Raw genomic sequence first — 26,207 nt, forward strand, 5'->3', positions numbered from 1 at the left:
CTCAGCTCGCCGATTCGAATGTGTCAGTTTTGGAACGGTTGTGACGATTCTGGAACGCTGCGGACTCGCGCACGTCAATCTTCCCGGTCACCGCCGCCGAGATCAGCGCGGCCCGCCGCTCCCGCGACAACGCGATGGCCTCCCGCGCGTCGCCGGCGGCACTATCCACCTCGGCTATGGCCTTCTCAATATGACGCACGATGCGAGCTTGTTCATCTGCGGGAGGGAACGCCAAGAGTATCCGTTCCAGCTTCTCAGCCGTCAGGTGCGCGATAGTGGACTTGTTCGACAGCATGTCGATGACGCCGTTCCAGCGAAGAGAATCCAAAGCGAAGCCAAGGAACCTCGTAGACCCCGCGCGCGAGCTGGACCGAACTCGGTTAACCGTCTTTTGGAAGCCCCAACCGGGCATGCCCGCAGCGAGGTGCACGTTCACGCCAACCGCACCACCCTCGACCACCAGGAGGTCCTCCTGCCGAATGTCTAGAGACCGAACCTCGGCTCGCGTAAAGGGCATTTCGTTTACAGATTTCAGGTCAAGGCCGCTCTCCTGAATATTCGCCGCTCGCACATAGGGGAGAACAGTCGCGTCCACGCTGGCCACCTTTCCCGCGTCCAGCATCTTGCCGAGCACTACGGAGAAGTAGCGCGAGACCCGCGTGACACTCCAATGGCGGGGAACCTGGCCGAGCCATTCGACTCCGCTGTCTTTCATCGGGGCGGTCGGGTCGAGGCCCTTGGTGACGGCGTGGCTGATCGTCGCGGCACGCCGCTCGGTGAGCAGCCTGATGAGTTCTTCCTGGTCGGCAATGAACGCGTCGATCTCCGCCGTCTCCCGGTCCAGGTAGTTGGCGATCTCGATTTGTGCTTCTGCAGGCGGGAACGGGACTACTTCGTTGAAGTAACTTGTCTCGTCCAAGTTCTGGATGCCAGTCGACTGGCGCACCGAACGCGAGGTTACCCTCAAGGCATAGTTCGCGCCATGCACGTACGTCCAGTAACGCGGGTCCATGCCTTCTTTGAGAACCACACGCGCCACAAAGTTCGAGCAGACGGCCGGTTCGGCCCTGTCGTATAGAACGACAAACCCAACCGGTGACTTCTCGCCGCCGCCGGACTTCTCCAACAAGAGGTCCCCGGCCTGAAGGACTCGCCCTCGTCTCTCCGAAGCGCTCACAGCGCGAACGGTGACGTCTCTGTCTTGTATCCGTTGAATCGCACGGTCGAAATCGGCCACCCGAACACATCGGATGTCGTTCTCACCATCAGGGTCGCCTCCCCAAATTCCGTTGCGCGAGTCGACGATGGAATTCTTGATTCGGCCGAGCGCCCACCCTCCTGGAAGCTGGTCGGGCGAGAGAAGCAGGCTCACGCCTTCACCGCTTCGAGTCGTGCACGGATGCGTCCGAGGACGGCGTCGAGGTCGGCGTCGATCTCTTCGAGGGAACGCGGGGGTACGTATTTGTAGAAGTGGCGGGTGAAGGGAATCTCGCACCCTTCCTTTGTCTTGGACTCATCGATCCAGGCATCCGGCGCGAAGGGCTTTACCTCGCGCTCGAAATATTCGTGAATGTCTTCGTTCCATGGCACGTTCTCGGTGTCGCGCAGGCTCGGGTCCGGGTCCGGCTTGCCCTTCCCACCAGTGACGATCGGGGCGTTCTCGTCGCGCTCCGACAGTGCTGCGATGAAGGCCTTGAGCTGGGGAGTGTTGAGCGTTATACCCGCCTCCGTGAGCACCTGAGTGACCGCCTGGCGAAAGGCTGCAGCATCCGTTGTTGGGTCTATCGGAGTGGTCTCGACACGCTCGACCAGCGGGGTCCACTCGGCGGCGACCTTCGCGAGCGCCTTCGACTCGCACGCCACCGCCAGCCGCTCCGGCGTGAGTGCCCAGTTCAGGCGCAGCGGGCGCTCCACCGTGATCGTGCGGTAGAAGAAGTCCTCGACGGCAAAGGTCTTCGACTGCTCCGCCTCACCGAAGTGCTCGTAGAGCTTCACGATGTCGGCGATGTTTTCGTCGCTCAGTTCGTTGCGCTTCGATCCGAGGCCTTTGCGCATCTTGCGGGAAAATTTGGACCCGTCGATGAGCTGCACTTTGCCCTTACGTTCCGGGCTCTTCTTCGTCGAGAGCACCCAGATGTAGGTGGCGATGCCGGTGTTGTAGAACATGTCCGTCGGCAGGGCGATGATCGCCTCCAGCAGGTCCCGCTCCAGCACCCACTTGCGGATGTTCGACTCGCCCGACCCCGCGCCACCCGTGAACAGTGGGCTGCCGTTTAACACGATCGCAGCGCGGCCGCCACCCTCTGCGGTGGGGCGCATCTTTGAGATCAGGTGCAGAAGGAACAGCATCGAGCCATCGGAGACGCGGGGGAGACCCGGGCCGAAACGACCCGCGTAACCGCGGAGGGTGTGTTCCTCGGTGACGGCCTTCTGTTGCTTCTTCCAGTCGACGCCGAACGGCGGGTTCGAGAGGCAGTAGGAGAACGTCTGGCCGGCGTGCCCGTCGTTGAGGAGGGTGTCGCCGAAGACGATCGCGTCCACTGACTGGCCCTTCACCGTCATGTCCGCCTTACAGATGGCGTAGGACTGCGGGTTGATCTCCTGCCCAGCCAACGTCAACGTCGCCGAGGGGTTGGCACTGCGGATGTGATCCTCCGCCACCGACAGCATCCCGCCGGTGCCCGCCGTCGGGTCGTAGACGGAGCGCACCACATTCGCCTTCGCGAGGGTGTCCGACTCGGGGGCGAGGAGGATGTCGACCATCAGCTCGATGACATCCCTGGGGGTGAAATGCTCTCCGGCGGTCTCGTTTGAGGCTTCCGCGAACTTGCGGATCAGCTCCTCGAAGATGTGACCCATCTCCTCGTTCGGCACCTTCGTCGGCGACAGGTCCACCTCGGCGAAGCGCTGGGTGACGAGGAAGAGGAGGTTGTGCTCGTCGAGTTCGGCGATGCGGTCGGAGATCTTGTACTTGTCGAAGATGTCCTTCACATTCTCCGAGAACCCGTTGACGTAGTCGAGCAGGTTCGCTGCGAGGTTCTCCGAGTCACCGAGCGCTGTTTTCAGGTCGAATCTCGACTCGTTCCAGAACGAGTACTGGTGACCGGCCTTGTTTCGCAGCAGTGATGCCCGCACCGGGAGGCCGTCGGCCTTTGCTTGCTCGACCGCTTCAAACACGGCCTTCTGCGTCGGCGCGAGCACGGCGTCGAGACGGCGAAGCACGGTGAACGGCAGGATGATGTCGCCGTACTGGTGGGCTTTGAAGCTGCCTCGCAGCAGATCGGCGATCGACCAGATGAAGGTGGCGTGGTTGTTACTCAAGACGTGACTCTCCCCATTGCCGCGGATCCGAACACCGCGACACCACGAGTCTGCCGGTAACCGGTGACAGAGCGCACACACCGCACCGGAAACTCAGGCACGAAACGACCCCGAAAACACAAAATCCCCGAGCCTAAACTCGGGGATTTCGTTTCGTGTCCGAAGGGGGACTTGAACCCCCACGCCCTATACGGGCACTAGCACCTCAAGCTAGCGCGTCTACCAATTCCGCCATCCGGACCGGATGTCTGTTGCTTGCGCAACGAGGTACGACTTTAGCACGATCCGAGACCCCGTTTTGCACATCGGCCGCGCCACCGTCGGCGGGCGATAGCGTGGAGCTATGACGACTGAGGTGCAACTCGACGAGACGGCCATCATCGCGCGCGACCTGATCCGTTTCGACACCACCAACTACGGCGAAGGTCGCTCCAATGGGGAGACGGATGCCGCGGAGTACGTCGGCCAGAAACTCATCGAACTCGACCTCGAGCCGCTCATGTTCGAAGGAGCACCCGGTCGTACGAGCGTCATCGCCCATGTGAAGGGTCGCGACGCGAGCAAGGGCAAGCTCGTCGTCCACGGGCACCTCGACGTTGTGCCGGCGGTAGCCGACAACTGGAGTGTCGACCCCTTCGAGGGCGTCATCAAAGACGGGATGCTATGGGGCCGCGGGGCCGTCGATATGAAGAACATGGACGCCATGATCCTCACGGCGCTCGGCGACATTCTGAAATCGGGGGAGCGACCCGCCCGTGACCTCATCATCGCCTTCTTCGCCGACGAGGAGGCGGGTGGCGTGTTCGGTTCGGGCTACCTGGTGCGCGAGCATCCGGAACTCTTCGAGGGTGCGACCGAGGCGATCAGCGAGGTCGGCGGCTACTCCATCACGGTCGGCGACAAGCGTGCCTACCTGCTGCAGACGGGGGAGAAGGCGCTCATCTGGGCCAAGCTCGTCGCCCGCGGCACGGCCGGACACGGCTCGCGCATCCATCGCGACAACGCCATCACCCGCCTCGCCGAAGCCGTCGCCAAGGTCGGCAAGCTCGAGTGGCCCGTTCGCCTCACCGACACGACCGAGCAGCTGCTGGGCGAGATCGCCCGCATCCTCGGCGTCGACCCGCAGCGCGTCGGCCCCGACGAGCTCGCCCTCGCGACCGGCACCGCCTCCAACTGGATCCAGGCCTCCCTGCGCAACACCGCCAACCCGACCATGCTGTCGGCCGGGTACAAGCACAACGTCATCCCCGACACGGCCGAGGCGGCCCTCGACATCCGAGCCTTCCCTGGAGAAGAAGACGCGGTGCTGGCCGCGATTCAGGATGCTGTTGGCCCCGACATCGAGGTCGTCACGTCCTTCCGCGACGTCGGCACCGAAACGACCTTCGACGGCTCCCTGGTCGACGCCGTCAAGGCCACGCTGGAACGCCACGACCCCGGCGCGCCCGTGCTGCCCTACCTGCTGGCCGCCGGCACCGACAACAAGGCACTCAGCAAGCTCGGCATCCGTGGCTTCGGCTTCGCGCCCCTCAAGCTGCCGGCCGACCTGGATTTCCCGGGGATGTTCCACGGGGTCGACGAGCGAGTGCCACTCGACTCGCTGGTGTTCGGGCGGCGCGTACTCAGGGATCTGTTGCTGGAATACTAGATCGGTCGCTGCGCCCGCAGCCGCCGGATCACAGGGAGTTCCATGAGTTTCATCGAGGCGATCATCCTCGGCCTGGTCCAGGGCCTCACGGAGTTCCTCCCCATCTCCTCCAGCGCACACCTGCGCATCGTCGGCGAGATCCTGCCCTCGGCGACCGACCCCGGCGCGACCTTCACCGCCATCACGCAGATCGGCACCGAAGCCGCCGTCATCATCTACTTCTGGAAAGACATCACCCGCATCATCGGGCGCTGGTTCCGGCACTGGCGCGCGAGCGAGAACATCCCCAAGAACGACCCGGATGTGCGCCTCGGCTGGCTCGTCATCATCGGCACCATCCCCATCGTGCTCCTCGGCTTCTTCGCGCAGGAGTACATCCGCTCCGTCTTCCGCTCGCTCTGGCTCGTCGCGATCGTGCTGATCGTCTTCGGCCTCCTCCTGTGGGCGGCCGACTGGTGGGGCCGCCGCACGCGCGAGATGCGCGAGATGACCTACCGCGACGGCATCCTCGTCGGCCTCGCACAGATGCTCGCGCTCATCCCCGGCGTCTCACGCTCGGGCGCCACCACGAGCGCCGGCCTCGCCCTCGGCTACACGCGACCCGCCGCGGCCCGCTTCGCCTTCCTCCTCGCGATCCCCGCGGTCTTCGGCAGCGGCTTCTACGAGCTCTACCACGGCGTCACCTGCGACCCCGCGGTCGAGACCTGCGTCGAGGTCTACGGGCCGCTCGAGACCCTCATCGCCACCGTCGTCGCCTTCGGTGTCGGCTGGGCCGTCATCGCGTTCCTCATGGCCTACATCTCCAAGCGCTCCTTCCTGCCCTTCGTGATCTACCGCCTCGCACTCGGCGGCGTGCTGCTCGTGCTGCTGTCAATGGGCGTCATCGAAGCGATCTAGGCTGGAGGGGTGAAGTCCTGGAGCCACCCCGCAGTACCGTCCCTCGCCGGCACAGGGCCGATCCCCGAACTCTTCGACACGGCGACGGGCACCCTCAAGCGGGCATGCTCGACCGCCCACGCCTCGCTGTACGTGTGCGGCATCACGCCCTACGACGCGACGCACCTGGGGCACGCGGCCACCTATCTCGCCTACGACACCCTGGTTCGCGTCTGGCTCGACGCCGGCAAAGACGTGCGCTACGTGCAGAACATCACCGACGTCGACGACCCGCTGCTCGAGCGCGCCGCCGCGACGGGCGTCGACTGGCGTGAGCTCGCCGCCTCCCAGGTCGACCTCTTCCGCTCCGACATGCAGCACCTTCGCGTCATCCCGCCGCAGCACTACGTCGGTGTGACCGAAGTCATCGATGACGTCGCGGATGCCGTCGCGCGCCTTCTCCAGGCAGGCGTCGCCTACCGGGTGCCGAGCGAGGATGCCGACGACGACCTCTACTTCGACAGCGCTGCGGCGGCGAGCGTCGCCTGGTCGCTCGGCAGCGAGAGCGGACTCGACCGCGAGACCATGATGCGGCTCTCAGCGGAGCGCGGGGGAGACCCCGAACGCGCCGGCAAGCGCGACCCCCTCGACCCGCTCCTGTGGCGTGCCGAACGCGCAGGCGAGCCCGCGTGGGACTCGGTGCTCGGCCGGGGCCGACCCGGCTGGCACATCGAATGCGCTGTCATCGCGCTCGACCGCCACGACGAGACCATCACGGTCAACGGCGGCGGTTCCGACCTGATCTTCCCGCACCACGAGTTCAGCGCCGGCCACGTCGCCGCCCTCACCGGTGAGCCGCTCGCTGAGATCTACTCCCACACGGGCATGGTCGCCTACCAGGGCGAGAAGATGAGCAAGTCGCTCGGCAACCTCGTGCTCGTCTCGCGGCTCGTCGCGGCGGGAGTCGACCCGCGCGCCATCCGCCTCGCCCTCCTCTCGGAGCACTATCGCAGCGACTGGGAGTGGACCGACGCGCACGTGCGCCGGGCCAACGTGCGCCTCAGCAGCTGGAGCGACTGGGCAGCCGACTGCGACGCCGTCGACGCCGACCCGAAGGTCGCCACGTTGCGCGAGACCCTCAGCCACGACCTCGACACGCCACGCGCCCTCGAGCAGATCGATGCGCATGTCGCGGCGGGACAGCCTGCCACGCGCGCGCTCGTCGACGCGATCGACGCCCTGCTGGGCATCCGCCTGGTCTAGCGGCGGAGCGACCTCAGGGCCCGTTGCCTCCGCGGCCATCGGCCCGGCCGCCATCACCTCGGTGGCGCAGGTACTTCTCGAACTCCTCCGCGATCGCCTCGCCGCTTGCCTCGGGGGAGTCGACCGTGTCACGCGCCTGCTCGAGCTGGGCGATGTACGACGCCATCTCGTCGTCTTCGCCCGCGAGTGTGTCGATGTTGTCCTCCCACGCGGCGGCCTCGGCCTCGAGGTCCTCGCGCGGCACGATGATGTCGGCGAGCTCCTGCAGCTTGTCGAGCAGCGCGAGCGTCGCCTTGGGGGAGGGCACGCTGTGCACATAGTGGGGCACGGATGCCCACACCGACAGGGTGCGCACCTCGGCCCGCTCGCAGGCATCCGCCAGGATCGCAAGGATGCCGACCGGCCCCTCGTAGGCGCTGCGTTCCAGGTCGAGCGCCTGGCGAAGCTCGGCGTTCTCACTCGTGACGAACACCGAGATGGGCCGCGTGTGCGGCACGTCGGCGAGCATGGCGCCGAGGAAGATCACGGTGTCGATCTCGCGGTCCTCAATCGTCTCGAGGATCTCGGCGGCGAAGGTCTTCCAGTTGCGGGAGGGCTCCGTGCCGAGCATGAGGTAGACATCGCCCAGCGGATCGCGTGGGCCGAAGATCGTCACACCCGGCCACTCGATGCGGCGCGCGCCGTCCTCATCCGTGCGCACGGTGGGGCGATTGAACTGGTAGTCGAAGTAGTCCTCGGGGTCCACCGCCGCGACGGGATCGACCTCGAGCAGGTCCCTCAGGGCGGCGACGGCGTTGCTTGCCGCATCACCCGCGTCGTTCCACCCCGAGAAGGCGACGATGAGCACGCGCGTGCCGAGGATGTCGTCTCGCATGCGTCTCCATTCCGTCGTGGTCAATGTTCAAGGATACGGCGGATGCCCACACTCACGCGCAGTGGCCGAAGTCGAGCGCGCGCCGCATAGACTCGATCGGTGACTTCACCTCTTCCCTCCGGCGTGTTCTGGGACATGGACGGCACGATCGTCGACACGGAGCCCTACTGGATGGCCGCCGAGGAGCAACTCGTCACCGAGTTCGGCATCCCGTGGACGCACGAGGACTCGCTCGAGATCGTGGGCGCAGCCCTCCTCGACGCAGCCCGGGTCTTCCAGCGACACGGCGTCGACCTCCCCGCGGAGGAGATCGTCTCCCGGCTCAACGCCCGTGTCGTCGAGCAGATCCGCGTGGCTGTGCCCTGGCGACCCGGCGCACGCGAGCTTCTGCTCGAGCTGCGGGAGCGCAACGTGCCGACCGCCCTCGTCACGATGTCCTACGGCGAGATGGCACACCTCGTGGCGGAGTCGATCGGGTTCCAGGCGTTCGACGCTGTCATCACGGGCGACCTCGTGAGCCAGGGCAAGCCGCATCCCGAGCCCTACCTGCACGCCGCGCGCACGCTGGGGCTCGACCCCGCCGAGTGCATCGCCATCGAGGATTCGCCCACGGGTGTGGCATCCGCGGTCGCCTCCGGCATGGCGACGATCGCGGTACCCGCCCACGTGCACCTCTCGGAGAGCGACGACTACACCCTCTGGACCACGCTTGACGGGCGCAGTGCCGACGACCTGGCCGCGGTACTCGCGGCGACACGAACGAAAGAGACACCCCGATGAGCTTCAGCGGCCCCTTCCGACTCGGCGACAAGGTGCAGCTGACGGGCCCCAAGGCTCGCCTGCACACGGTCATCCTCGAGAGCGGCAAGGTGTTCCACTCCCATCGCGGCACGATCGACCACGATGCCCTCGTCGGGCTGCCTGACGGCTCCGTCGTCACGAACTCCTCCGGTGACGAATACCTCGCGCTTCGCCCGCTGCTGAACGACTTCGTCATGTCGATGCCGCGCGGTGCGGCCATCATCTACCCGAAGGATGCCGCGCAGATCCTCGCGGTCGGCGACATCTTCCCCGGCGCGACCGTCGTCGAGGCCGGCGTCGGCTCGGGCGCCCTGAGTCTCTGGCTCCTCCGGGGGATCGGCGAGAGCGGCACCCTCAAGTCCTACGAGCGCCGCGAGGAGTTCGCCGAGATCGCGCAGGGCAACGTCACGAGTTTCCTCGGGCGGCGTCCCGAGAACTGGAGCGTCACGGTCGGCGACCTCGTTGAGGCGCTGCCGCAGACCACCGAGTCGGCATCCGTCGACCGCATCATCCTCGACATGCTCGCCCCCTGGGAGTGCCTCGACGCCTGCGCCGACGCACTCAAATCCGGCGGCGTGCTCGTCTGCTACATCGCGACCGTCACCCAGCTCTCGCGCGTCGCCGAGGCGATTCGGGCGACGGGTCGCTTCACCGACCCCCAGTCTTCGGAGACGATGGTGCGCGGATGGCACGTGGAGGGCCTCGCAGTGCGTCCCGACCACCGCATGGTCGCCCACACGGGTTTCCTGCTCACCGCCCGCAAGCTCGCCGACGGCACGGTGCTCCCGCAGCTCAAGCGCCGCGTCTCGAAGACCGAGTTCAGTGACGAGGACGTCGAGTTGTGGACGCCAGGCGCGCTCGGTGACCGCCGGGGCAGCGACAAGAAGCTGCGCAAGACGGCACGGGAGGCACAGTCCGCCGCCGAGCACGCGCTCGCCGCCGCGGCGGCTGCGGAGAGCGACGCCTCGGATGCCGACCCGCATGCCCCGTCCAACTAGAATTGCCAGAATCCCGTCGCAATGAAAAGAGGATCCGTGCGCACACTGCCCGCGCTGCTCACCGTCATCATCGCCATTCCGGCGCTGGCCGCCTGCTCCGCCCAGCCGGCCGACTGCGAGTTCCCCTCGGGTGACGCCTCCTCCGTCGTGACGGTCGAGGGCGCGCTCGGCACGGCGCCGAGCGTCGACATGCCCACCCCGGTCATCGCGAAGGCGACCGAGGTCAGCACGGTCATCGAGGGCGACGGCAAGCGACTCGACTCCGGGCAGCCCGCACTCGTCGACGTGTCAATCGTCAACGGTGCGACGGGTGAAGTGTTGCAGGACACCGGCTACGACGGGGGAGTGCTGCTCGCCGCGGCATCCGAGTCCCTGCCTCCCGTGACCGAGGCGCTCGAGTGCGCCCGTGAGGGTTCACGCCTCGTGGTCGTCGGCACTGCCGAAGACACGCACCAGGGCCAGCCCATCCCGCAGCTCGGCGTCGCGGCCGAGGATTCGCTCGTCTTCATCGTCGACGTGCTCGACACCTTCCTGCCCAAGGCCGACGGCGCGACGCGTGCCGGCAACAACGGCGACCCCGCCGTGGTCCTTGCGCCCAACGGGCGACCCGGCATCACGGTGCCCAACGCCGAGGCGCCCGAAGGTGCGGTCATCTCGGTGCTCAAGGAGGGCGACGGCCCCGCCCTTGAGGAGGGCGACAAGGCGGTCGTGCACTACACGGGCGTCACCTGGGCCGACGAAGAGGTCTTCGACAGCTCGTGGGAGAAGAAGCAGCCCGCGATCTTCGAACTTCGCGAGGGCGCGCTGATCGAGGGCTTCCTCGACGGGCTTGTCGGGCAGAACGTTGGCTCGCAGGTGCTGCTTGTGATCCCGCCGGAGCTCGGCTATGGCGAGCAGGCCAGCCCCTCGATCCCCGCAAATTCGACACTCATCTTCGTCGTCGACGTGCTCGGGATCGCCGAATAGTCACCATGGCGTCAGGTCGTGTTCCCGTCGAGGAGAGGCTGTTCAGCCTTGTGCTCGCGCTGCTCGCGACCGAGGCAGGGCTGACCAAGCAGGAGATCCTCTCCACCGTGCAGGGGTATCGCCAGCGATACATCCCCGGCGGCGACAACGCGAACCTCGAGCGCCAGTTCGAGCGCGACAAAGACGACATCCGCGAACTCGGCGTGCCGCTCGAGACGGTCGAACCGCTCGGCGAGGCGGGCAACAATCAGAACCTTCGCTACCGCATCCCCAAGGGCAGCTATGAACTGCCGGCGGATGTGCGCTTCACGCCGGAGGAGGAGACCCTCCTGCACCTCGCGTCGATGGTCTGGCGCGAGGGCAGCCTCTCGGCGGAGTCCGATCGTGCCGTGCTCAAGTTGCGCTCGCTTGGCCTCACGCCCGCGGAACCCGTGCTCGGGTACACGCCGCGGCTGCGCGCCCGCGATGACGCTTTCGAGCCGCTCTCGGGTGCCCTCCAGAAGAGTGCCGCGGTGACCTTCTCGTACCTGCGACCGGGCATGACCGCCCCCACGTCGCGCACGGTCGAGCCGCTCGCGCTCTTCCAGCACGAAGGCCGCTGGCACCTGTACTCGCGCATCCCAGGCACGGATGACGTGCGCACTTACCTGCTCCGCCGCATCGTCGGCCCCGTCACGGTGACCTCGCGCCGCTTCACACCACCCGCCGGCGACCAGGCGGCGATCGGCCTTGCCGAACTCGCGAAGGTCTGGAACGCCAACACCGCGGTCGTGCGCGCCGTGCCCGGTTCGGATGCCGCGACCCGGCTGCTTCGCCGTCGCGGCAGCGTCGCATCCGCCGATGAGATCACGCTGCACTTCGCCGACGCGTCGATCCTCGCCGACGAACTCGCCGAGTTCGGCCCCGAGGTGGTCGTCGTGCAGCCCGAGTCCTTGGCCACGGCCGTGCGGGAGCGACTCGAGCGGGTCGTCGCAGCTCACGCCAAGAGCGGGGGAGAAGCCTGATGGCAGAGAAGCCCCGCGCCAAGGCGCCGCAGGCCGGCGACAAGCTCGCCTTCCTGTTGGTGCTCGTGCCGTACCTCATGGAGCGCGGTCGCGTCAGTGTCACGGATGTCGCGACCCACTTCAGCGTGCCCGAGGAGCAGGTGCGCGATGCAGTGCGACTGATCGCGATCTCCGGAATCCCGGGCGACACCGGCACCTACCAGCACGGGGACCTCTTCGATCTCGCGTGGGATGACTTCGAGGAGAACGACGAGATCCTCCTCACGAACCTCGTCGCGATCGACGATTCACCGAGATTCTCGGCGCGCGAGGCAGCCGCGCTCATCGCAGGCCTCCAGTACCTCTCGGGGCTTCCCGAGAATGCCGACCGCACCGCGATCTCGACGCTCATGGCCAAGCTCTCGCGCGGGGCATCCGCGACTCCGAGCCCCGTCGCGGTGGAGGGCACCGAGTCGAACGCCGTGCTGGCGGTCATCCGTGACGCCGTCGACAACGGCACGCAGCTCGGCTTCGACTACATCGATTGGAAGGGCGAGGCGGGCCACCGCATCGTCGACCCGCTCCGGGTCGAGTCGCTCGACAACGACTGGTACCTGCGCGCCTGGTGCCACATGCGCGAGTCGGTGCGCACCTTCCGCATCGACCGCATGATCGACCCCGCTTCGACGGGCGAACCGGTCGCGTTTCGCACGCGGGACATCACGCTCGGGGAGTCGCTCTTCGAGGGTTCGCGCGACGACATCGAGGTGACGCTCGAGGTCGCGAAAGCCGCCCTGCCGCTCCTCGCCGACTTCTCCCCGGCCGCAGCCGAGCCGACGGACGACCCCGAGTGGGTGCGCACGACCATCCGCGTTCCCCACTTCCATCGCCTCAAGCGGCTCGCAGCGGCGATGTCTGCGACGGTACGGGTCGTCGCCCCTTCGGATGCGCGCGCCGCCGTCGCGGAATGGGCCTCCGCGGCCGTCTCGCGCTACACGGGCAACCCAGACCCGGTGACGTAGACTCGAAGCACTGCAGTTACCCCTCTCGAAAGAAGAGCCCCATGCCAAACCTCGGTGGTTGGACCGGACTGATCCTCGTCCTGATCGTGCTCGTGATCTTCGCCGCGCCGAAGCTGCCCCAGATGGCCAAGAGCGTCGCCCAGTCGATGAACATCTTCAAGAGCGAGATCAAGTCCAGCAAGAACGAGTCCTCCGCGGCCGACGCCGAGGCGTCGACCGACGAGAAGCAACCGAAGAACTGAGCCGCGTGGCTTCGCGCGCGCCGCGGAACCGTGAGGGGCGCATGTCCCTCGGCCAACACCTTCTCGAATTCCGACGCCGTCTCTTCATCTCCGCGGGGGCCGTGCTGGTCGGCGCGGTGGGCGGTTTCTTCACCGCAGACTGGGTCTGGGGCCAGCTTCGTGAACCGCTCAAGCGCGTCGCCGCGGAGCAGGGGCGCACAGCGGATGTCTCGTACACCTACGTCACGGAAGCCTTCGACACGCGGCTCCAGATCGCGTTCATCGTCGCGCTGATCATCGCGAGTCCCGTCTGGCTCTACCAGATCTGGGCCTTCTTCATGCCGGCCCTGCACCGACATGAGAAGCGCCTCGCGCTGGGCTTCATCCTCACGGCCGTGCCGTTGTTCCTCGCCGGTTGCTACGTCGGCTGGGTGGTGCTGCCCAACATGGTGACGCTGCTCGTCGGTTTCGCCTCGGAGGATGCCCCATCCCTCCTGCAGGCCAAGACCTACCTCGACTTCACGGCCAAGCTCCTGATCGCCGTCGGGATCGCGTTCGTGCTTCCCGTCTTCCTCGTGCTGCTCAACGTCGCGGGTGTCATCACGGCAAAGCAGATCCTGGGCGGATGGCGCGTCGCCATCGTGCTGATCGCCACCTTCGCCGCCCTCGCGACGCCCGCAGCGGATGTCGTGTCGATGTTCATCCTGATGGGCGCCATGATCGTGCTGTACTTCGCGGCTGCGGCGATCGCATGGTTGCACGACCGTCGCGCTGCCCGGCGTCTCGACGCCATGACAGGCCAGGAGGCCATGACGTGATCGACGAGAACATGTCTCCCGCTGAACGCTATGCCGCGTCCCGGCTCCGGCAGGGTTCCCCCATCCTGGAGGAGTTTCGGGCGGGACTGTCGTTCGATCTCGATCCCTTCCAGATGGAGGCCTGCGCCGCCCTCGAGTCTGACGACAGCGTGCTCGTCGCGGCGCCGACGGGCGCGGGCAAGACGATCGTCGCTGAATTCGCCGTCTACCTCGCGATGAAGCGCGCCAACGACAAGGTCTTCTACACGGCGCCCATGAAGGCGCTGAGCAACCAGAAGTTCCAGGAGTTCGTCGCCGAATACGGTGCCTCAGAGGTGGGACTCCTCACGGGTGACACCAACATCAATTCGAGTGCCCGCATCGTCGTCATGACGACCGAGGTGCTCCGCAACATGCTCTACGCGGATTCCGACCTCCTGCGCAACCTGTCCTTCGTCGTCATGGATGAGGTCCACTACCTCGCCGACCGCTTCCGCGGCGCCGTCTGGGAGGAGGTCATCATCCACCTCCCGCAGGCGGTGCGACTGGTCTCCCTGAGCGCGACGGTCTCCAACGCCGAGGAGTTCGGCGACTGGCTGCAGACCGTGCGCGGCGACACCGCCGTCATCGTCTCGGAGGAGCGCCCCGTGCCCCTCGACCAGCACGTGCTCGTGCGCGGCAAGCTGCTCGATCTCTTCGACTCCTCGGGCCAGGCGGCCACCAACCGCGTGAACCCCGAGCTCCTCCAGCTCACCTCGGTCGGGGGCCGCGGCAGCAGCCGCCCGCCCGAGCGGGGTCGTGCGCGCGGCCGCGACCGCAACCGCTATCACGCCCGCCACTTCGAGGAGGGCAGGCTCGACCGCGCACAGGTGGTCGACCTCCTGGGGTCGAAGCACCTCCTCCCCGCGATCTTCTTCATCTTCAGCCGCAACGGATGCGACCAGGCCGTCACGCAGGTGCTGCGGGCGGGCGTGCGACTCACGGATGCCACGGAGCGCGACGAGATCCGCGAGATTGTAGAGGAGCGCTGCCGCGCGATCCCGGATGCCGACCTCGCCGTGCTCGGCTACTGGCAGTGGCTCGACGGACTCCAGCGGGGCGTCGCCGCCCACCACGCCGGAATGCTGCCCGCCTTCAAGGAGGTCGTGGAGGAGCTCTTCCAGAAGAAACTCGTGAAGGCCGTCTTCGCGACCGAGACGCTCGCACTCGGCATCAATATGCCCGCCCGCACCGTCGTGCTGGAGAAGCTCGAGAAGTTCAATGGCGAGGCTCGCGTGCCCATCACGCCGGGCGAGTACACGCAGCTGACCGGCCGTGCCGGTCGACGCGGCATCGACGTCGAAGGCCACTCGGTCATCCAGTGGCAGGGCGGCCTCGACCCGCAATCGGTCGCATCCCTCGCCTCGCGCCGCACGTACCCGCTGAACTCGAGCTTCTCGCCGACCTACAACATGGCCGTCAACCTCATCGAGCAGTTCGGGCGCGAACGCACCCGCGACATCCTTGAGTCGTCATTCGCGCAGTTCCAGGCCGACCGCTCCGTCGTCTCGATGGCACGCAAGGTTCGCACGCAGGAGGAATCGCTCGAGGGCTATGCCAAGGCGATGGAGTGCCACCTCGGCGACTTCGGCGAGTACTGGAACATCCGTCGCGAGCTCACGGATCTCGAGCGGCGCGTCATTCGAAGCGACCACGGCATCCGTGGCGAGAAGGAACGCCGGCAGAAGCAGCTGAACGCGCTCCGTCGACGCATGAAGCAGCATCCGTGCCACAGCTGCAGCGACCGCGAGGCGCACGCGCGCTGGGCCGAGCGTTGGTCGAAGCTCAAGAAGCAGACGGATGACCTGCGCCGGCAGGTCACAACCCGCACGGGAGCCGTCGCGAAGGTCTTCGACCGCGTGACCGAGGTGCTGCTCGAACTCGGGTACCTCACGCGGAACGACCACGGTGCCGTCGTCGTGGGGGAGGGCGGTCGCATCCTGCGTCGCATCTACGGTGAACGTGACCTGCTCGTCGCCGAGTGCATCCGCCGCGGGCTCTGGGATTCGCTCGACGCCCCCGGGATGGCTGCGATGGCGGCTGCGCTCGTGTACGAACCCCGGCGTGACGAGCAGGGTGCCGACTGGAACCTTCCGAAGGGCCCGTTCCGCGCGGCGCTCGACAACACGACGACGCTGTGGGCGCAGCTCGATGATCTCGAGACCGCCCACCGCTTGCCCGGCTCCAACCCCGTCGCGACGGGGCTTTCCGCGCCCATGTACCGCTGGGCGCAGGGCGCATCGCTCGACAGCGTGCTGCGCGATGCCGAGCTCGCGGCGGGCGACTTCGTGCGCATGACGAAGCAGACGATCGACCTGCTTGACCAGCTCTCCCTCGTCGCAGATGCACCCGTCGGTCCAACCGCCCGCAAGGCACTCGATGCCATCCGGCGCGGCATCGTCGCCTACTCGAGTGTGGGCTGACGCGTGGTGGCAGTGACAGAGCGGCCCGTTCCGGCGGGCCCCGAACCATCCGTGGGCCGTGCCAACGCGCGACTCCGCCTGCGGCCACTGTGGCACCTCCTGGGGGCCATCGCGGGCGGCCTCATGCTCGCGGGCGCCTTCCCGCCGCTCGGCTGGTGGCCCCTCGCGATCCCGGCAACCGCACTGCTCTTCTGGTCGGTTCGCGGTGCCCGTGTCTGGTCTGCCTTCGTCGTGGGGCTCGCTGGGGGCTTTTCCTTCTACGGAACGCACATCATCTGGCTCACGACCTACCTCGGCCCGGTGCCGTGGCTCGCCCTCGCGGGAGTCGAGACGCTGTTCTTCGCCGTCGCCGCCGTCGTCATCTCGCTTGCGTGGCGCTGGGGTGCCCGCTTCTCCAATACGCCAGCGTGGCAACTCCTCGGCCTCCCCGTCGTCCTGGCAGGACTGTGGACCGCGCGGGAGGGCATCGTCAGCGTGTGGCCCTATGGCGGTTTCTCGTGGGGTCGACTCTCGTTCTCGCAATCAGAGGGCCCGTTCCGTGACCTCGTCGCGTGGGTTGGCGCCGCGGGATTGAGCTTCGTGCTCGCCCTGATCGCGGCGATGCTCCTCCAAGCGGTGATCATCATGCTCGGGCGGGGAAGGCTCCTGCTTCGCGTCATCCGCATCGCGCCGACCATATCGCTCACGCTCATCGCGCTCATGGTGCCCGCCTGGCCGGTCGAGACCACGGGCGAGGTGCGGGTCGCGGCGGTGCAGGGAAACGCGGATGCCGGCCTCTGGTCGCAGCGCGAGCGCGGCGCGATCCTCGACGATCACCTGCAGGCGACCGTGCCGATCCTCGGTGAAGAGGTCGACCTCGTCGTGTGGCCCGAGAACGCCGCCGACCTCAACCCGCTGCGCTACCCCCAGGCGGCGGGCGTCCTCGACTTCGTGAGCGAGGAGATGGATGCGCCCCTCCTCGCGGGCACGATCACCGACGGCCCGGAAGACGAGACCTTCAACAGCATGCTGCTCTGGCAGGCGGGGGAGGGCTTCGTCGACCAGTACGACAAGATCCACCCCGTGCCCTTCGCGGAATACCTGCCTGACCGGGACTTCTGGTACCCGCTCGCCCCCGATCTCTTCGACCTGATCCCGCGCGACTACTCCTTCGGGGAGCGCCCCAACGTGCTCGACATCGCGCTTTCCGACGGCGAGTCCCTCGCGGCGGGAGTCGCCATCTGTTTCGACATCGTTGACGACGAGCTGCTCCACGAGATGATCGACGGGGGAGCGGAGATCATCCTCGCCCCCACGAACAACGCCGACTTCGGCCAGAGCGCGGAGAGCGAGCAGCAGCTCGCAATCGCGAGGCTCCGGGCCATCGAGTACGGCCGGTCGGTCGTCAACATCTCCACCGTCGGCATGAGCGCAATCATCGCGCCCGACGGCAGCACGATCTCGGACCTGCCCACCTTCGAGCCCGGTGCGATGGTCGAACAGGTGCCGCTGAGCACGACCGTGACCCCGGCCGCGAGCATCGGGCGCGTGATCGAGTGGACCGTCTCAGGTATCGGCCTACTGGGCGTCGCGATGCTGGGATTCGTCGCGCTGCGACGGGCGCGCGGCGGCACCTCGGGGAGCGGCGGCGACCACGATGGTCGCGATGCCTGAGACCGTCGTACTCGTGCCGACCTACAACGAGGCGGCGAGCATCCGTGCCATCATCCAGCGCATCCACGCGGCGGTTCCGGATGCCCACGTGCTCGTGCTCGATGACGCCTCGCCCGACGGCACGGGCGCGATCGTCGACTCAATCGCTGCCGAGGACGCGCGGGTGGCAGTGCTGCACCGTCCCGAGAAGCAGGGGCTCGGCGCGGCCTATCGTGCAGGCTTCGAGTATGCGCTCGATCACGGCTATGAGCGGGTTGTCGAGATCGATGCCGACGGCTCGCATGACCCGGCCGAACTTCCCGCCATGCTGCGCGCAGCTGAGACGGCAGACCTCGTGATCGGCTCGCGCTGGGTCGCCGGGGGAGGCGTGCACGACTGGCCACGCCACCGACTCGCGGTCTCGAGGCTCGGCAATCGTTACGCGCGCGCCGCGCTCGGCTCCGCCATCTTCGACCTGACCGCCGGCTTCAGGGTCTACCGAGCGAACGCGCTACGGATGCTCGACCTCGAACGCGTCTCGTCGCAGGGCTACTGCTTCCAGGTCGAGATGGCGTGGCGGCTCGAGCACGCCGGATGCACGGTCACCGAGCATCCGATCCTGTTCCGGGAGCGCACGGTCGGACGCTCCAAGATGCACATCGGAATCGTCGCCGAGGCGCTCATCCGGGTCACCGGCTGGGGGCTCCAGCACCGTCTCGGCCGGGGAGCACGCCGACGGTGAGGGCGCACATGCAGAAGGCCCGCGGAACCCCGCGGGCCTTCGACGTGTGTGACGGCGTCTAAGCGCCGATCTTCTGCTGACCCTTGCGGGCGCGCAGATAGTTGAGGCGCTCCTGCAGCAGCTCTTCGAGCTCTGCACGGGTGCGCCGCTCCAGAAGCATGTCCCAGTGGGTGCGAGCGACCTTCTCATCGCCCCGCTCCTGTTCGACGAGTTCGCCGTCCTCGGCCACCAATCGGCCCTCGACGCCCGTCTTCGGCGATTCCCACACTGCGGGAACCTCGGCGTCTGCCGCGAACGTGACCTCAAAGGTCGAGCCGTCCGCCGAACGATATGTACTCTTCTTGCGCGCGGAGAACGTAACGCCCTCTTCACTCTGAAGACTCTGGGATCCGAGCCTCATGCCGCGCAAACTGCGATCCGCCATTGTGTGGTCCCTCCTCGCGTTGCTCAAGTTATAAACCGTCGCGTTGCTCAAGTTATAAACCGTCAAGCTGGGAGATTCATTCCCTGAGCGGCGAGGTCGGCAGGCTTCACAGGCTACTTACGGGTGGCTCTTCCCTTATCTCCGGGCTTCAGTCGCTCAACTGCCAGGTCTGCACGGTCGGTCACGATCCCGTCGACGCCCATCTCGACGAGGCGCTCCATGTCGTCCGGCTCGTTGACGGTCCACACGTGCACCTCGACGCCGACGGCGTGCACCATCTCCACGAAGCGGCGCGTGACGACCCGCACGGTTCCATAGCGCTCCGGCACCTGCACGGCATGCACTCCCGAGAGCGCGCGGGCGAGCATCCGGCCGCTCCTCATGCGCACCGCCAGGAGTGCGGCTGCCACCGACTTCGATGACGCGGATGTCGCGACCCCCTCCAGTTGCGATGTCGCCGCCAGACGGCGCCCCTCGTCGAAAGATGCCACCAGCACGCGGCGCTCGGCCCTGGCGTCCCGCACCGCCGCGACGACGGGATCGACGGCGGCGGCAGCCTTGATGTCGACGTTGAAGCATGCCGTCGGGAAGGCATCGAGGGCCTCGGCGAGGCTGCAGAATGCCTGCCCCTCGCCCAGGTCGACGCGCCGCAGCTCGGCCATCGTCAGTTGCTCGACGCGCACGTCACGCTGAACAAGGCGCTTGAGGTCTGCGTCGTGGCTGATGACCGCGACGCCGTCAGCGGAGGCGTGCACGTCGGTCTCGATGTGCGTTGCGCCCGCGCTGAGGGCCTTCAGGAATGCAAGGAGCGTGTTCTCCGGCGCGTCGATCGCGAGGCCCCGGTGGGCGATGACCCGTGGAAGGGGCGACTCGAAGAACGACGGAGCGCCGTCAGGCACCCGACCCACTCGCGGCCCGACCACCCGTGAAGCCGGCCGCGATGCCCTTGAGCGACTCGGTCAGCTCAGACGGGATGATCCACAGCTTGCTGGCCTCACCCTCCGCGATCTTCGGCAGCGTCTGCAGGTACTGGTAGGCGAGGAGGGGCCCGTCAGGGTTCCCCTCATGGATCGCCTTGAAGACCGTCGTGATCGCCTCCGATTCACCCTGGGCGCGCAGCACCGCCGCCTTGGCCTCACCCTCAGCCGTCAGGATCGCCGCCTGGCGCGCACCCTCGGCCTCGAGGATCGCCGCCTGCTTGGTTCCCTCAGCCGTCAGGATCTGCGCGCGGCGGTCGCGCTCGGCGCGCATCTGCTTCTCCATCGAGTCCTGGATCGAGAGGGGCGGGTCGATCGCCTTGAGCTCGACACGTCCGACGCGGATGCCCCACTTGCCGGTGGCCTCGTCGAGCACGATCCGAAGCTGGCCGTTGATGTTGTCGCGGCTCGTCAGCGCCTCCTCGAGGTTGAGGCCACCGACCACGTTGCGGAGCGTCGTGGTCGTCAGCTGCTCGACTGCGCCGAGGTAGTTCGCGATCTCGTAGGTCGCGGCACGGGCATCCGTCACTTGGAAGTAGACGACCGTGTCGATCGAGACGACGAGGTTGTCCTCCGTGATGACCGGCTGGGGCGGGAACGACACGACCTGCTCGCGCATGTCGATCAAGGGCCGCATGCGGTCGATGAACGGCACGAGGATGTTCAGGCCCGGCTGCAGCGTCTTGTGGTAGCGCCCGAGACGCTCCACGATGCCCGCCGTCGCCTGCGGCACGATCCGGATCGACCGGAACAACACGACGACGACAAAGACGCCCAGTACGACGAGGAGGGCGGCGACGAAGAGCTGCCCGACGGAGTCAGTGAAGGTGTTCATCCTTGGTTCCTCTCAACGGGAACGACGACGGCCGTCGACCCCTCGATAGCGGTGACGACAACCCGCTCGCCTTCCGCGACGACACGGTGTTCGGTCAGGGGGGAGAGGCGGCTGGTCCACACCTCACCGTTGGCGAGCTTGACCTGCCCGGGGGAATCGCCGATCGCGATCACGACACGACCGTCCATGCCCATGAGTGCATCGATGTTGCTCGGGGTCGTGTCCTCACCACGCCGGAGTCGACGAAGCAGCACGGGGCGAATCAACAGGATCAGGAGCACCGACAGGATGGCGGCGACTGCAATCTGCACCCACCAGGGGGCGCCCAGGAGGTTTGCGCCGAGGCCACCGAGGCTGCCTGCGGCAATCATCAGGAAGGTGAACTCGAGCGTGATGAGCTCGATGATGACCGCGATCAGGATGAACACGAGCCAGACAATCCAGATGTACTGGGTCAGGTCGACGAACAGTACGTCCATGGGCTTCGGCTCCTCGCGGGGTCGGGTCGGTGTACCGAAACTACCACCCGGCATGGCCGCCCGCGGGATGCCACAGCGGGGGTCTCGCCGAGAGCTGCCAGCGTGACAGTTGCTATTGTCGTGGGGGCGATCGCGCCACCCCCGCCGACCGAGGAGCCACTCGTGACCAACCCCCTTGCAGCCGGATCCCTCACGGGCAAGCGTGCCCTCGTCACGGGCTCGTCCCGTGGCATCGGAGCTGACACCGTGACGATGCTCGCCGAAGCCGGCGCGCGCGTCGTGGTCAACTTCCGCAACAAAGAGAAGCGGGCCCTCCAGCTGGTCGACAAGATCCAGGCGGCCGGGGGAGAGGCCATCGCGATCGGCGCTGACCTCACCGACCCTGCCTCCGTCGCGGGCATGTTCGACCGCATCCGCGAGGAGTTCGGTGGCCTCGACATCTTGGTCATGAACGCCTCCGGCGGCATGGAGTCCGGCATGGCGGAGGACTACGCCATGCGCCTCAACCGCGACGCGCAGGTGCAGCTGCTCGAGGCGGCCCTCGAGGTGCTCGATGAGGGCGCACGCGTCGTCTTCGTCACGAGCCACCAGGCCCACTTCATCAAGACCGTGCCCACCATGCCGGAGTACGAGCAGGTGGCACTGAGCAAGCGTGCGGGTGAGGATGCCCTTCGCGCGATGATCCCGCAGCTGGAGGAGCGGAACATCGGCTTCGTCGTCGTCTCGGGCGACATGATCGAGGGCACCATCACGGCGACCCTGCTCGAGCGTGCCAACCCGGGCGCGATCAGTGCTCGCAAGGAAGCGGCCGGCAAGCTCTACAACGTCAACGAGTTCGCGGCTGAGGTCGCGTCGGCGGCGATCGACCCCGTGCCCGACGACAACACGCGCTATGTCGGCGACCTGAGCGACTTCACGGGCTGACTTCGCTCTGGTGCGATGTCTGTCGTTCGTGACAGCATCGCATTCGTGGAAAACCAAGACACAGAGGTCTCAGCCGCCGAGCACGTCGCCGACACCCATGATGTGATTCGAGTTCGCGGCGCACGCGAGAACAATCTCAAAGACGTCAGCGTCGAGATCCCCAAGCGCCGTCTCACGGTGTTCACGGGCGTCTCCGGCTCCGGCAAGAGCTCTCTCGTCTTCGACACGATCGCGGCAGAGTCGCGTCGGATGATCGACGAGACCTACAGCGCATTCGTGCAGGGCTTCATGCCCTCCGTGCCGAGGCCGGATGTCGACGTCCTCGAAGGCTTGACGACCGCCATCATCGTCGACCAGGAGCGGCTTGGAGCCAACCCTCGTTCGACGGTCGGCACCGTGACCGACGCGAACGCGATGCTGCGCATCCTGTTCAGTCGGCTGGGGGAGCCGTACATCGGCGGGCCGACGGCGTTCTCCTTCAACATCCCCACCCAGAAGGCCAGCGGCGTCATGACCGGCCCCAAGGGCGAGAAGAAGATCGTGAAGGATGCGATCTACCTCGGCGGCATGTGCCCGCGCTGCGAGGGGCGAGGCGCGGTATCCGACATCGACTTGGCGCAGGTCGTCGACGAATCGAAGTCCCTCAACGAGGGTGCCATCATGGTGCCGGGGTACACGGCCGACGGGTGGATGGTCAAGGGCTTCTCGGAGTCCGGCCTCTATCCCGCAGACAAGCCGATCGCGGACTTCACCGAGAAGCAGCGCCACACCTTCCTCTATGGCGAGGTGACCAAGGTCAAGATCTCCGGCATCAACATGACCTACGAGGGACTCATCCCCAAGATCACGAAGTCGATGCTGTCGAAAGACCTCGATGCGCTCCAGCCGCACATCCGCGCGTTCGTCGAGCGGGTTGCGACCTTCACGACGTGCCCCGAGTGTGAGGGATCGCGCCTCACGGAGGGTGCGCGGTCATCCAAGATCGACGGGATCAGCATCGCGGATGCCTGCCGCATGCAGGTGACGGACCTCAACACGTGGGTCCAAAGTCTCGACAAGCCGGGTGCCGGGCCGCTCCTCGACGCGCTGCGAGCGAACCTCGAGGCGTTCGTCACCCTGGGTCTCGGATACCTCAGCCTCGACCGGCCCTCCGGCACGCTGAGCGGGGGAGAGGCGCAGCGCATCAAGATGCTCCGGCACCTGGGCTCATCGCTGACCGACATCACCTATGTCTTCGATGAGCCGACAATCGGCCTGCACCCACACGACATCGAGCGAATGAACTCGCTCCTGCTGCGACTGCGCGACAAGGGCAACACGGTGCTCGTCGTCGAGCACAAGCCCGAGACGATCACGATCGCCGACCACGTCGTCGACCTGGGGCCGCGCGCCGGGGGAGAGGGTGGCGCGATCTGCTTCGAGGGCACCGTCGACGAGCTCAAGCAAAGTGACACCCTGACCGGTCGCCACCTCGGATACCGGGCCCAGCTCAAGCCTGAGGTGCGCGCATCCTCGGGAGCGATCCAGGTCAGGGGCGCGACGCGCAACAACCTGCAGGATGTCGATGTCGACATCCCCACGGGCGTGCTCACGGTCGTCACCGGTGTCGCCGGGTCGGGCAAGAGCTCGCTCATCCACGGCTACGTCGCGCCACGCGACGGCGTCGCGGCGATGGATCAGGGCGCGATCAAGGGCTCGCGCCGCAGCAATCCCGCGACCTACACGGGCATGCTCGAGCCGATCCGCAAGGCCTTCGCGAAGGCAAACGGGGTCAAGCCTGCGCTCTTCAGCGCGAACTCCGAGGGAGCGTGCCCCACCTGCAAGGGCGCCGGCGTCATCATCACCGAGCTCGGCTTCATGGACACTGTCGAGACTCCCTGTGAGGACTGTGGCGGGCGTCGGTTCCAGGCCGCCGTGCTCGAATACAAGCTCGGTGGACTCGACATCACTGAGGTCTACGACCTGTCCGTCGCAGCAGCACGTGAGTTCTTCTCATCGGGCGAGGCGAAGATTCCAGCCGCTGCGACAATCCTGAGCCGCCTGGATGACGTCGGGCTCGGCTATCTGAAGCTCGGCCAGCCACTGTCGACGCTGTCAGGCGGCGAACGCCAGCGCATCAAGCTCGCGATCCAGATGGGCGAGAAAGCCGACGTCTACATCCTGGACGAGCCGACCTCCGGCCTGCACCTAGCCGACGTCGAAAACCTGCTGCGCCTTCTGGACCGTCTGGTCGACTCAGGAAAGTCCGTCATCGTCATCGAGCATCACCAGGCGGTCATGGCGCACGCGGATTGGATCATCGACATCGGACCGGGTGCCGGCCACGACGGCGGCGCGGTCATCTTCCAGGGAACGCCAGAGCAGCTCATCGCAGACGGCTCAACGCTGACGGCGGAGCACCTGGCCAAGTACGTCGGCGAGGTTGAGCGCCGATAATGCACATTATGTCAAGAAGAGAGAATCTCGCCCGCAGAACCTAGCGTCGTGTCTGTCCCGTCTCGTTGAGCCGGTCCTCCCCGACCAAAGGCTCGCCGTCATCCATTGAGACGGGACATTCGAACACAGTGTGTTCACCAGTGTGATCCACGATGTGCTCCGCAAGCTGGCGCCCACACACCGAGCAGCGCCACGCTCCGAAGCGTCGGTCCGTGAGATCGCGCTCCTCGACCGGCCGGTCATCCCCCGGGCCGGGCTCGTGCCGCCCCAACCAGTCGGCAAGCGTCGTCCGTCCGTGTTGCTGGCCTGCACCAGCCCTGTTCTGGTCCATGGCGCCACGGTACGCCCGGGCACGGTGTTTCGCTAGACATCCAAGTCCGAGCGGTTCCCTTGGCGCCGAAGCTCAGGCCCGCGTAGCCCCGACCCACTGGTCGAGCTTCGCGATGGCCGCGCCGGAATCGACTGCCTCGGCGGCACTCACCATCCGGCTGCGGAAGCGCTCAAGGATCGGCACCTGTGACTGCGAGGCATCCTGCGCGAGGTCCCAGGCGACGAGCCCCGCCGCTGCATTGAGCAGCACGATGTCGCGGACGGGCCCCTCCTCCCCCGCGAGCATCGCACGCGCGATGGCCGCATTCTGCGCCCCATCACCGCCGATGAGATCCGCGATGTTCGCGGTGGGAATGCCAAGGTCACGCGGATCGAGGTCATGCTCGTGCACGTCACCGCGGGAGACCTCCCAGATGTGGCTGTGACCGGTCGTCGTCAGCTCATCGAGACCGTCGTCGCCGCGGAACACGAGTGCGGTCGCTCCCCTCGTGCGGAACACGCCCACGAAGAGCGGCACGACATCCAGGTTCGCGACGCCGACAGCGGATGCCTCAGGCCGGGCGGGATTGCACAGCGGCCCCAAGAAATTGAAGACGGTCGGCACACCGAGTTCCTTGCGCACGAGCGACGCGTGCCCGAACCCGGGATGGAACTTCGACGCGAACGCGAACGCGATCCCCGTCTCCTCCAGCACCCCGGCAACGCGCTCGGGCGACAAGTCGAGATCGATCCCCAACTCGGTGAGCACATCCGACGCCCCCGACTTGGAGCTCACCGCCCGGTTTCCGTGCTTCAGAACGCGAGCTCCGGATGCCGCACACACGACGCTCGCCATCGTCGACACGTTGACGGTTCCGTAGCGGTCTCCCCCGGTGCCGACGATGTCGAGCACCATCGGATCGACGGAAAGTTCGAGCGCGTTCTCGAGCACGGCGTCGCGGAAGCCGACGATCTCGGCGACGGACTCCCCCTTGGCCCGAAGCGCCACGAGAAATGCGGCGAGTTGAGCTGGACTCGCTTCGCCGTCCATGACCTGACGCATGGCCCACGACGCCTGACTGATGCTGAGATCCTCGCCTTCCAGCAGCGTTGTGAGCAGATCTGGCCAAGTCGTTGTCGAGAACATGGTCAAATCCTAACGACGGGTATGCGGCACACTCGGGCCGATGACAACCCTCCTCCAGAATTTCGGCCAT

23 protein-coding genes and 1 tRNA gene are annotated in these 26,207 nt (G+C 66.7%); 15 read left to right on the top strand and 9 right to left on the bottom strand.

Going from position 1 to position 26,207, the window contains the following annotated elements; all coding sequences use genetic code 11:
• Position 1: 1 nt before the first annotated feature.
• From ACIQK7_RS12220 to ACIQK7_RS12230, 3 genes are all read right to left on the bottom strand, one after another.
• The gene (locus tag ACIQK7_RS12220) at positions 2 to 1,372 is read right to left on the bottom strand and encodes a hypothetical protein (RefSeq protein ID WP_403025222.1); all 1,371 of its coding nucleotides are present in this window, start codon (positions 1,370 to 1,372) and stop codon (positions 2 to 4) included.
• The gene (locus ACIQK7_RS12225) at positions 1,369 to 3,321 is read right to left on the bottom strand and encodes an N-6 DNA methylase (RefSeq protein ID WP_403025225.1); all 1,953 of its coding nucleotides are present in this window, start codon (positions 3,319 to 3,321) and stop codon (positions 1,369 to 1,371) included. The genes ACIQK7_RS12220 and ACIQK7_RS12225 overlap by 4 nt, the downstream gene beginning before the upstream one ends.
• Before the next feature lie 156 nt (positions 3,322 to 3,477).
• A tRNA-Leu gene (locus ACIQK7_RS12230) sits at positions 3,478 to 3,562 on the bottom strand.
• 102 nt (positions 3,563 to 3,664) lie between these two features.
• Here ACIQK7_RS12230 and ACIQK7_RS12235 point away from each other — a divergent pair.
• Genes ACIQK7_RS12235 through mshC form a run of 3 tightly spaced genes read left to right on the top strand, consistent with a single transcriptional unit; the run spans position 3,665 to position 7,108 of the window.
• On the top strand, positions 3,665 to 4,969 hold the full coding sequence (locus tag ACIQK7_RS12235) for a M20/M25/M40 family metallo-hydrolase (RefSeq protein ID WP_403025228.1): 1,305 nt from the start codon (positions 3,665 to 3,667) through the stop codon (positions 4,967 to 4,969).
• Between the two features lie 42 nt (positions 4,970 to 5,011).
• Entirely contained in the window at positions 5,012 to 5,866 is an 855-nt protein-coding gene (locus tag ACIQK7_RS12240) for an undecaprenyl-diphosphate phosphatase (protein ID WP_403025231.1), read from the top strand.
• A gap of 9 nt (positions 5,867 to 5,875) precedes the next feature.
• On the top strand, positions 5,876 to 7,108 hold the full coding sequence (gene mshC, locus ACIQK7_RS12245; RefSeq protein ID WP_403025234.1) for a cysteine--1-D-myo-inosityl 2-amino-2-deoxy-alpha-D-glucopyranoside ligase: 1,233 nt from the start codon (positions 5,876 to 5,878) through the stop codon (positions 7,106 to 7,108).
• A 13-nt stretch (positions 7,109 to 7,121) separates the two neighbouring features.
• On the opposite strand, the gene ACIQK7_RS12250 is transcribed toward mshC, so the two are convergent.
• The gene (locus ACIQK7_RS12250) at positions 7,122 to 7,982 is read right to left on the bottom strand and encodes a PAC2 family protein (protein ID WP_403025236.1); all 861 of its coding nucleotides are present in this window, start codon (positions 7,980 to 7,982) and stop codon (positions 7,122 to 7,124) included.
• 99 nt (positions 7,983 to 8,081) lie between these two features.
• Between ACIQK7_RS12250 and ACIQK7_RS12255 the strand changes: the two genes are divergently transcribed.
• From ACIQK7_RS12255 to ACIQK7_RS12300, 10 genes are read left to right on the top strand one after another with little or no spacing between them, the layout of a single operon-like run.
• Positions 8,082 to 8,762: an HAD family hydrolase gene (locus tag ACIQK7_RS12255; RefSeq protein ID WP_403025239.1), complete on the top strand. Its 681-nt coding sequence runs from the start codon at positions 8,082 to 8,084 to the stop codon at positions 8,760 to 8,762.
• The gene (locus ACIQK7_RS12260; protein ID WP_403025241.1) at positions 8,759 to 9,781 is read left to right on the top strand and encodes a tRNA (adenine-N1)-methyltransferase; all 1,023 of its coding nucleotides are present in this window, start codon (positions 8,759 to 8,761) and stop codon (positions 9,779 to 9,781) included. The genes ACIQK7_RS12255 and ACIQK7_RS12260 overlap by 4 nt, the downstream gene beginning before the upstream one ends.
• 36 nt (positions 9,782 to 9,817) lie before the next feature.
• Positions 9,818 to 10,747, top strand: coding sequence for an FKBP-type peptidyl-prolyl cis-trans isomerase (locus ACIQK7_RS12265; RefSeq protein ID WP_403025244.1), 930 nt, complete (start codon positions 9,818 to 9,820; stop codon positions 10,745 to 10,747).
• Positions 10,748 to 10,752: 5 nt separating this feature from the next.
• Positions 10,753 to 11,751: a helix-turn-helix transcriptional regulator gene (locus ACIQK7_RS12270; RefSeq protein WP_403025247.1), complete on the top strand. Its 999-nt coding sequence runs from the start codon at positions 10,753 to 10,755 to the stop codon at positions 11,749 to 11,751.
• Positions 11,751 to 12,752: a helix-turn-helix transcriptional regulator gene (locus ACIQK7_RS12275; protein WP_403025250.1), complete on the top strand. Its 1,002-nt coding sequence runs from the start codon at positions 11,751 to 11,753 to the stop codon at positions 12,750 to 12,752. The genes ACIQK7_RS12270 and ACIQK7_RS12275 overlap by 1 nt, the downstream gene beginning before the upstream one ends.
• A 41-nt stretch (positions 12,753 to 12,793) precedes the next feature.
• Positions 12,794 to 12,994 (top strand): twin-arginine translocase TatA/TatE family subunit, encoded by a 201-nt coding sequence (locus tag ACIQK7_RS12280; RefSeq protein ID WP_325208617.1) that lies wholly within the window; start codon positions 12,794 to 12,796, stop codon positions 12,992 to 12,994.
• Between the two features lie 41 nt (positions 12,995 to 13,035).
• Positions 13,036 to 13,791: a twin-arginine translocase subunit TatC gene (gene tatC / locus ACIQK7_RS12285; protein ID WP_325208618.1), complete on the top strand. Its 756-nt coding sequence runs from the start codon at positions 13,036 to 13,038 to the stop codon at positions 13,789 to 13,791.
• 11 nt (positions 13,792 to 13,802) lie between these two features.
• On the top strand, positions 13,803 to 16,232 hold the full coding sequence (locus ACIQK7_RS12290; RefSeq protein WP_403025705.1) for a DEAD/DEAH box helicase: 2,430 nt from the start codon (positions 13,803 to 13,805) through the stop codon (positions 16,230 to 16,232).
• Positions 16,233 to 16,235: 3 nt separating this feature from the next.
• Positions 16,236 to 17,885, top strand: a complete 1,650-nt coding sequence (gene lnt / locus ACIQK7_RS12295; RefSeq protein WP_403025254.1) for an apolipoprotein N-acyltransferase — start codon at positions 16,236 to 16,238, stop codon at positions 17,883 to 17,885.
• A complete protein-coding gene (locus ACIQK7_RS12300) occupies positions 17,878 to 18,606 on the top strand; it encodes a polyprenol monophosphomannose synthase (protein ID WP_403025257.1) in 729 nt (242 codons plus the stop codon). The genes lnt and ACIQK7_RS12300 overlap by 8 nt, the downstream gene beginning before the upstream one ends.
• 58 nt (positions 18,607 to 18,664) lie before the next feature.
• Here the strand turns inward: ACIQK7_RS12300 and ACIQK7_RS12305 are convergent, their stop codons facing one another.
• The 4 genes from ACIQK7_RS12305 to ACIQK7_RS12320 form a co-directional block, all read right to left on the bottom strand.
• Positions 18,665 to 19,030: an RNA polymerase-binding protein RbpA gene (locus tag ACIQK7_RS12305; RefSeq protein WP_325208621.1), complete on the bottom strand. Its 366-nt coding sequence runs from the start codon at positions 19,028 to 19,030 to the stop codon at positions 18,665 to 18,667.
• 113 nt (positions 19,031 to 19,143) lie between these two features.
• On the bottom strand, positions 19,144 to 19,929 hold the full coding sequence (locus tag ACIQK7_RS12310) for a glycerophosphodiester phosphodiesterase family protein (protein ID WP_403025260.1): 786 nt from the start codon (positions 19,927 to 19,929) through the stop codon (positions 19,144 to 19,146).
• Positions 19,922 to 20,842 (bottom strand): SPFH domain-containing protein, encoded by a 921-nt coding sequence (locus ACIQK7_RS12315; RefSeq protein WP_403025263.1) that lies wholly within the window; start codon positions 20,840 to 20,842, stop codon positions 19,922 to 19,924. Before ACIQK7_RS12315 ends, ACIQK7_RS12310 begins: the two co-directional genes overlap by 8 nt.
• Entirely contained in the window at positions 20,839 to 21,321 is a 483-nt protein-coding gene (locus ACIQK7_RS12320) for an NfeD family protein (RefSeq protein WP_403025266.1), read from the bottom strand. The genes ACIQK7_RS12315 and ACIQK7_RS12320 overlap by 4 nt, the downstream gene beginning before the upstream one ends.
• 162 nt (positions 21,322 to 21,483) lie before the next feature.
• On the opposite strand from ACIQK7_RS12320, the gene ACIQK7_RS12325 reads away from it, so the two are divergent.
• Positions 21,484 to 22,245, top strand: a complete 762-nt coding sequence (locus tag ACIQK7_RS12325) for an SDR family oxidoreductase (protein ID WP_403025269.1) — start codon at positions 21,484 to 21,486, stop codon at positions 22,243 to 22,245.
• Positions 22,246 to 22,260: 15 nt separating this feature from the next.
• Entirely contained in the window at positions 22,261 to 24,681 is a 2,421-nt protein-coding gene (locus tag ACIQK7_RS12330) for an ATP-binding cassette domain-containing protein (RefSeq protein ID WP_403025272.1), read from the top strand.
• A gap of 403 nt (positions 24,682 to 25,084) precedes the next feature.
• Here ACIQK7_RS12330 and trpD read toward each other — a convergent pair whose 3' ends face one another.
• Complete coding sequence (trpD, locus tag ACIQK7_RS12335) at positions 25,085 to 26,137, bottom strand: anthranilate phosphoribosyltransferase (RefSeq protein ID WP_403025275.1); 1,053 nt, start codon at positions 26,135 to 26,137, stop codon at positions 25,085 to 25,087.
• Positions 26,138 to 26,207: the final 70 nt, after the last annotated feature.

The sequence above is a fragment of the Salinibacterium sp. GXW1014 genome, assembly GCF_044769865.1.
GTDB lineage: Bacteria > Actinomycetota > Actinomycetes > Actinomycetales > Microbacteriaceae > Homoserinimonas.

What these genes read in the sequence shown, in the direction of transcription:
- ACIQK7_RS12235 (WP_403025228.1), top strand. Translation starts at nt 3,665, where the DNA reads ATGACGACTGAGGTGCAACTCGACGAGACGGCCATCATCGCGCGCGAC.
- ACIQK7_RS12260 (WP_403025241.1), top strand. Translation starts at nt 8,759, where the DNA reads ATGAGCTTCAGCGGCCCCTTCCGACTCGGCGACAAGGTGCAGCTGACG.
- tatC (WP_325208618.1), top strand. Translation starts at nt 13,036, where the DNA reads ATGTCCCTCGGCCAACACCTTCTCGAATTCCGACGCCGTCTCTTCATC.
- ACIQK7_RS12275 (WP_403025250.1), top strand. Translation starts at nt 11,751, where the DNA reads ATGGCAGAGAAGCCCCGCGCCAAGGCGCCGCAGGCCGGCGACAAGCTC.
- ACIQK7_RS12250 (WP_403025236.1), bottom strand. Translation starts at nt 7,982, where the DNA reads ATGCGAGACGACATCCTCGGCACGCGCGTGCTCATCGTCGCCTTCTCG.
- ACIQK7_RS12270 (WP_403025247.1), top strand. Translation starts at nt 10,753, where the DNA reads ATGGCGTCAGGTCGTGTTCCCGTCGAGGAGAGGCTGTTCAGCCTTGTG.
- ACIQK7_RS12320 (WP_403025266.1), bottom strand. Translation starts at nt 21,321, where the DNA reads ATGGACGTACTGTTCGTCGACCTGACCCAGTACATCTGGATTGTCTGG.
- ACIQK7_RS12305 (WP_325208621.1), bottom strand. Translation starts at nt 19,030, where the DNA reads ATGGCGGATCGCAGTTTGCGCGGCATGAGGCTCGGATCCCAGAGTCTT.
- ACIQK7_RS12330 (WP_403025272.1), top strand. Translation starts at nt 22,261, where the DNA reads ATGTCTGTCGTTCGTGACAGCATCGCATTCGTGGAAAACCAAGACACA.
- ACIQK7_RS12290 (WP_403025705.1), top strand. Translation starts at nt 13,803, where the DNA reads ATGTCTCCCGCTGAACGCTATGCCGCGTCCCGGCTCCGGCAGGGTTCC.
- trpD (WP_403025275.1), bottom strand. Translation starts at nt 26,137, where the DNA reads ATGTTCTCGACAACGACTTGGCCAGATCTGCTCACAACGCTGCTGGAA.
- ACIQK7_RS12315 (WP_403025263.1), bottom strand. Translation starts at nt 20,842, where the DNA reads ATGAACACCTTCACTGACTCCGTCGGGCAGCTCTTCGTCGCCGCCCTC.
- ACIQK7_RS12280 (WP_325208617.1), top strand. Translation starts at nt 12,794, where the DNA reads ATGCCAAACCTCGGTGGTTGGACCGGACTGATCCTCGTCCTGATCGTG.
- ACIQK7_RS12300 (WP_403025257.1), top strand. Translation starts at nt 17,878, where the DNA reads ATGCCTGAGACCGTCGTACTCGTGCCGACCTACAACGAGGCGGCGAGC.
- ACIQK7_RS12240 (WP_403025231.1), top strand. Translation starts at nt 5,012, where the DNA reads ATGAGTTTCATCGAGGCGATCATCCTCGGCCTGGTCCAGGGCCTCACG.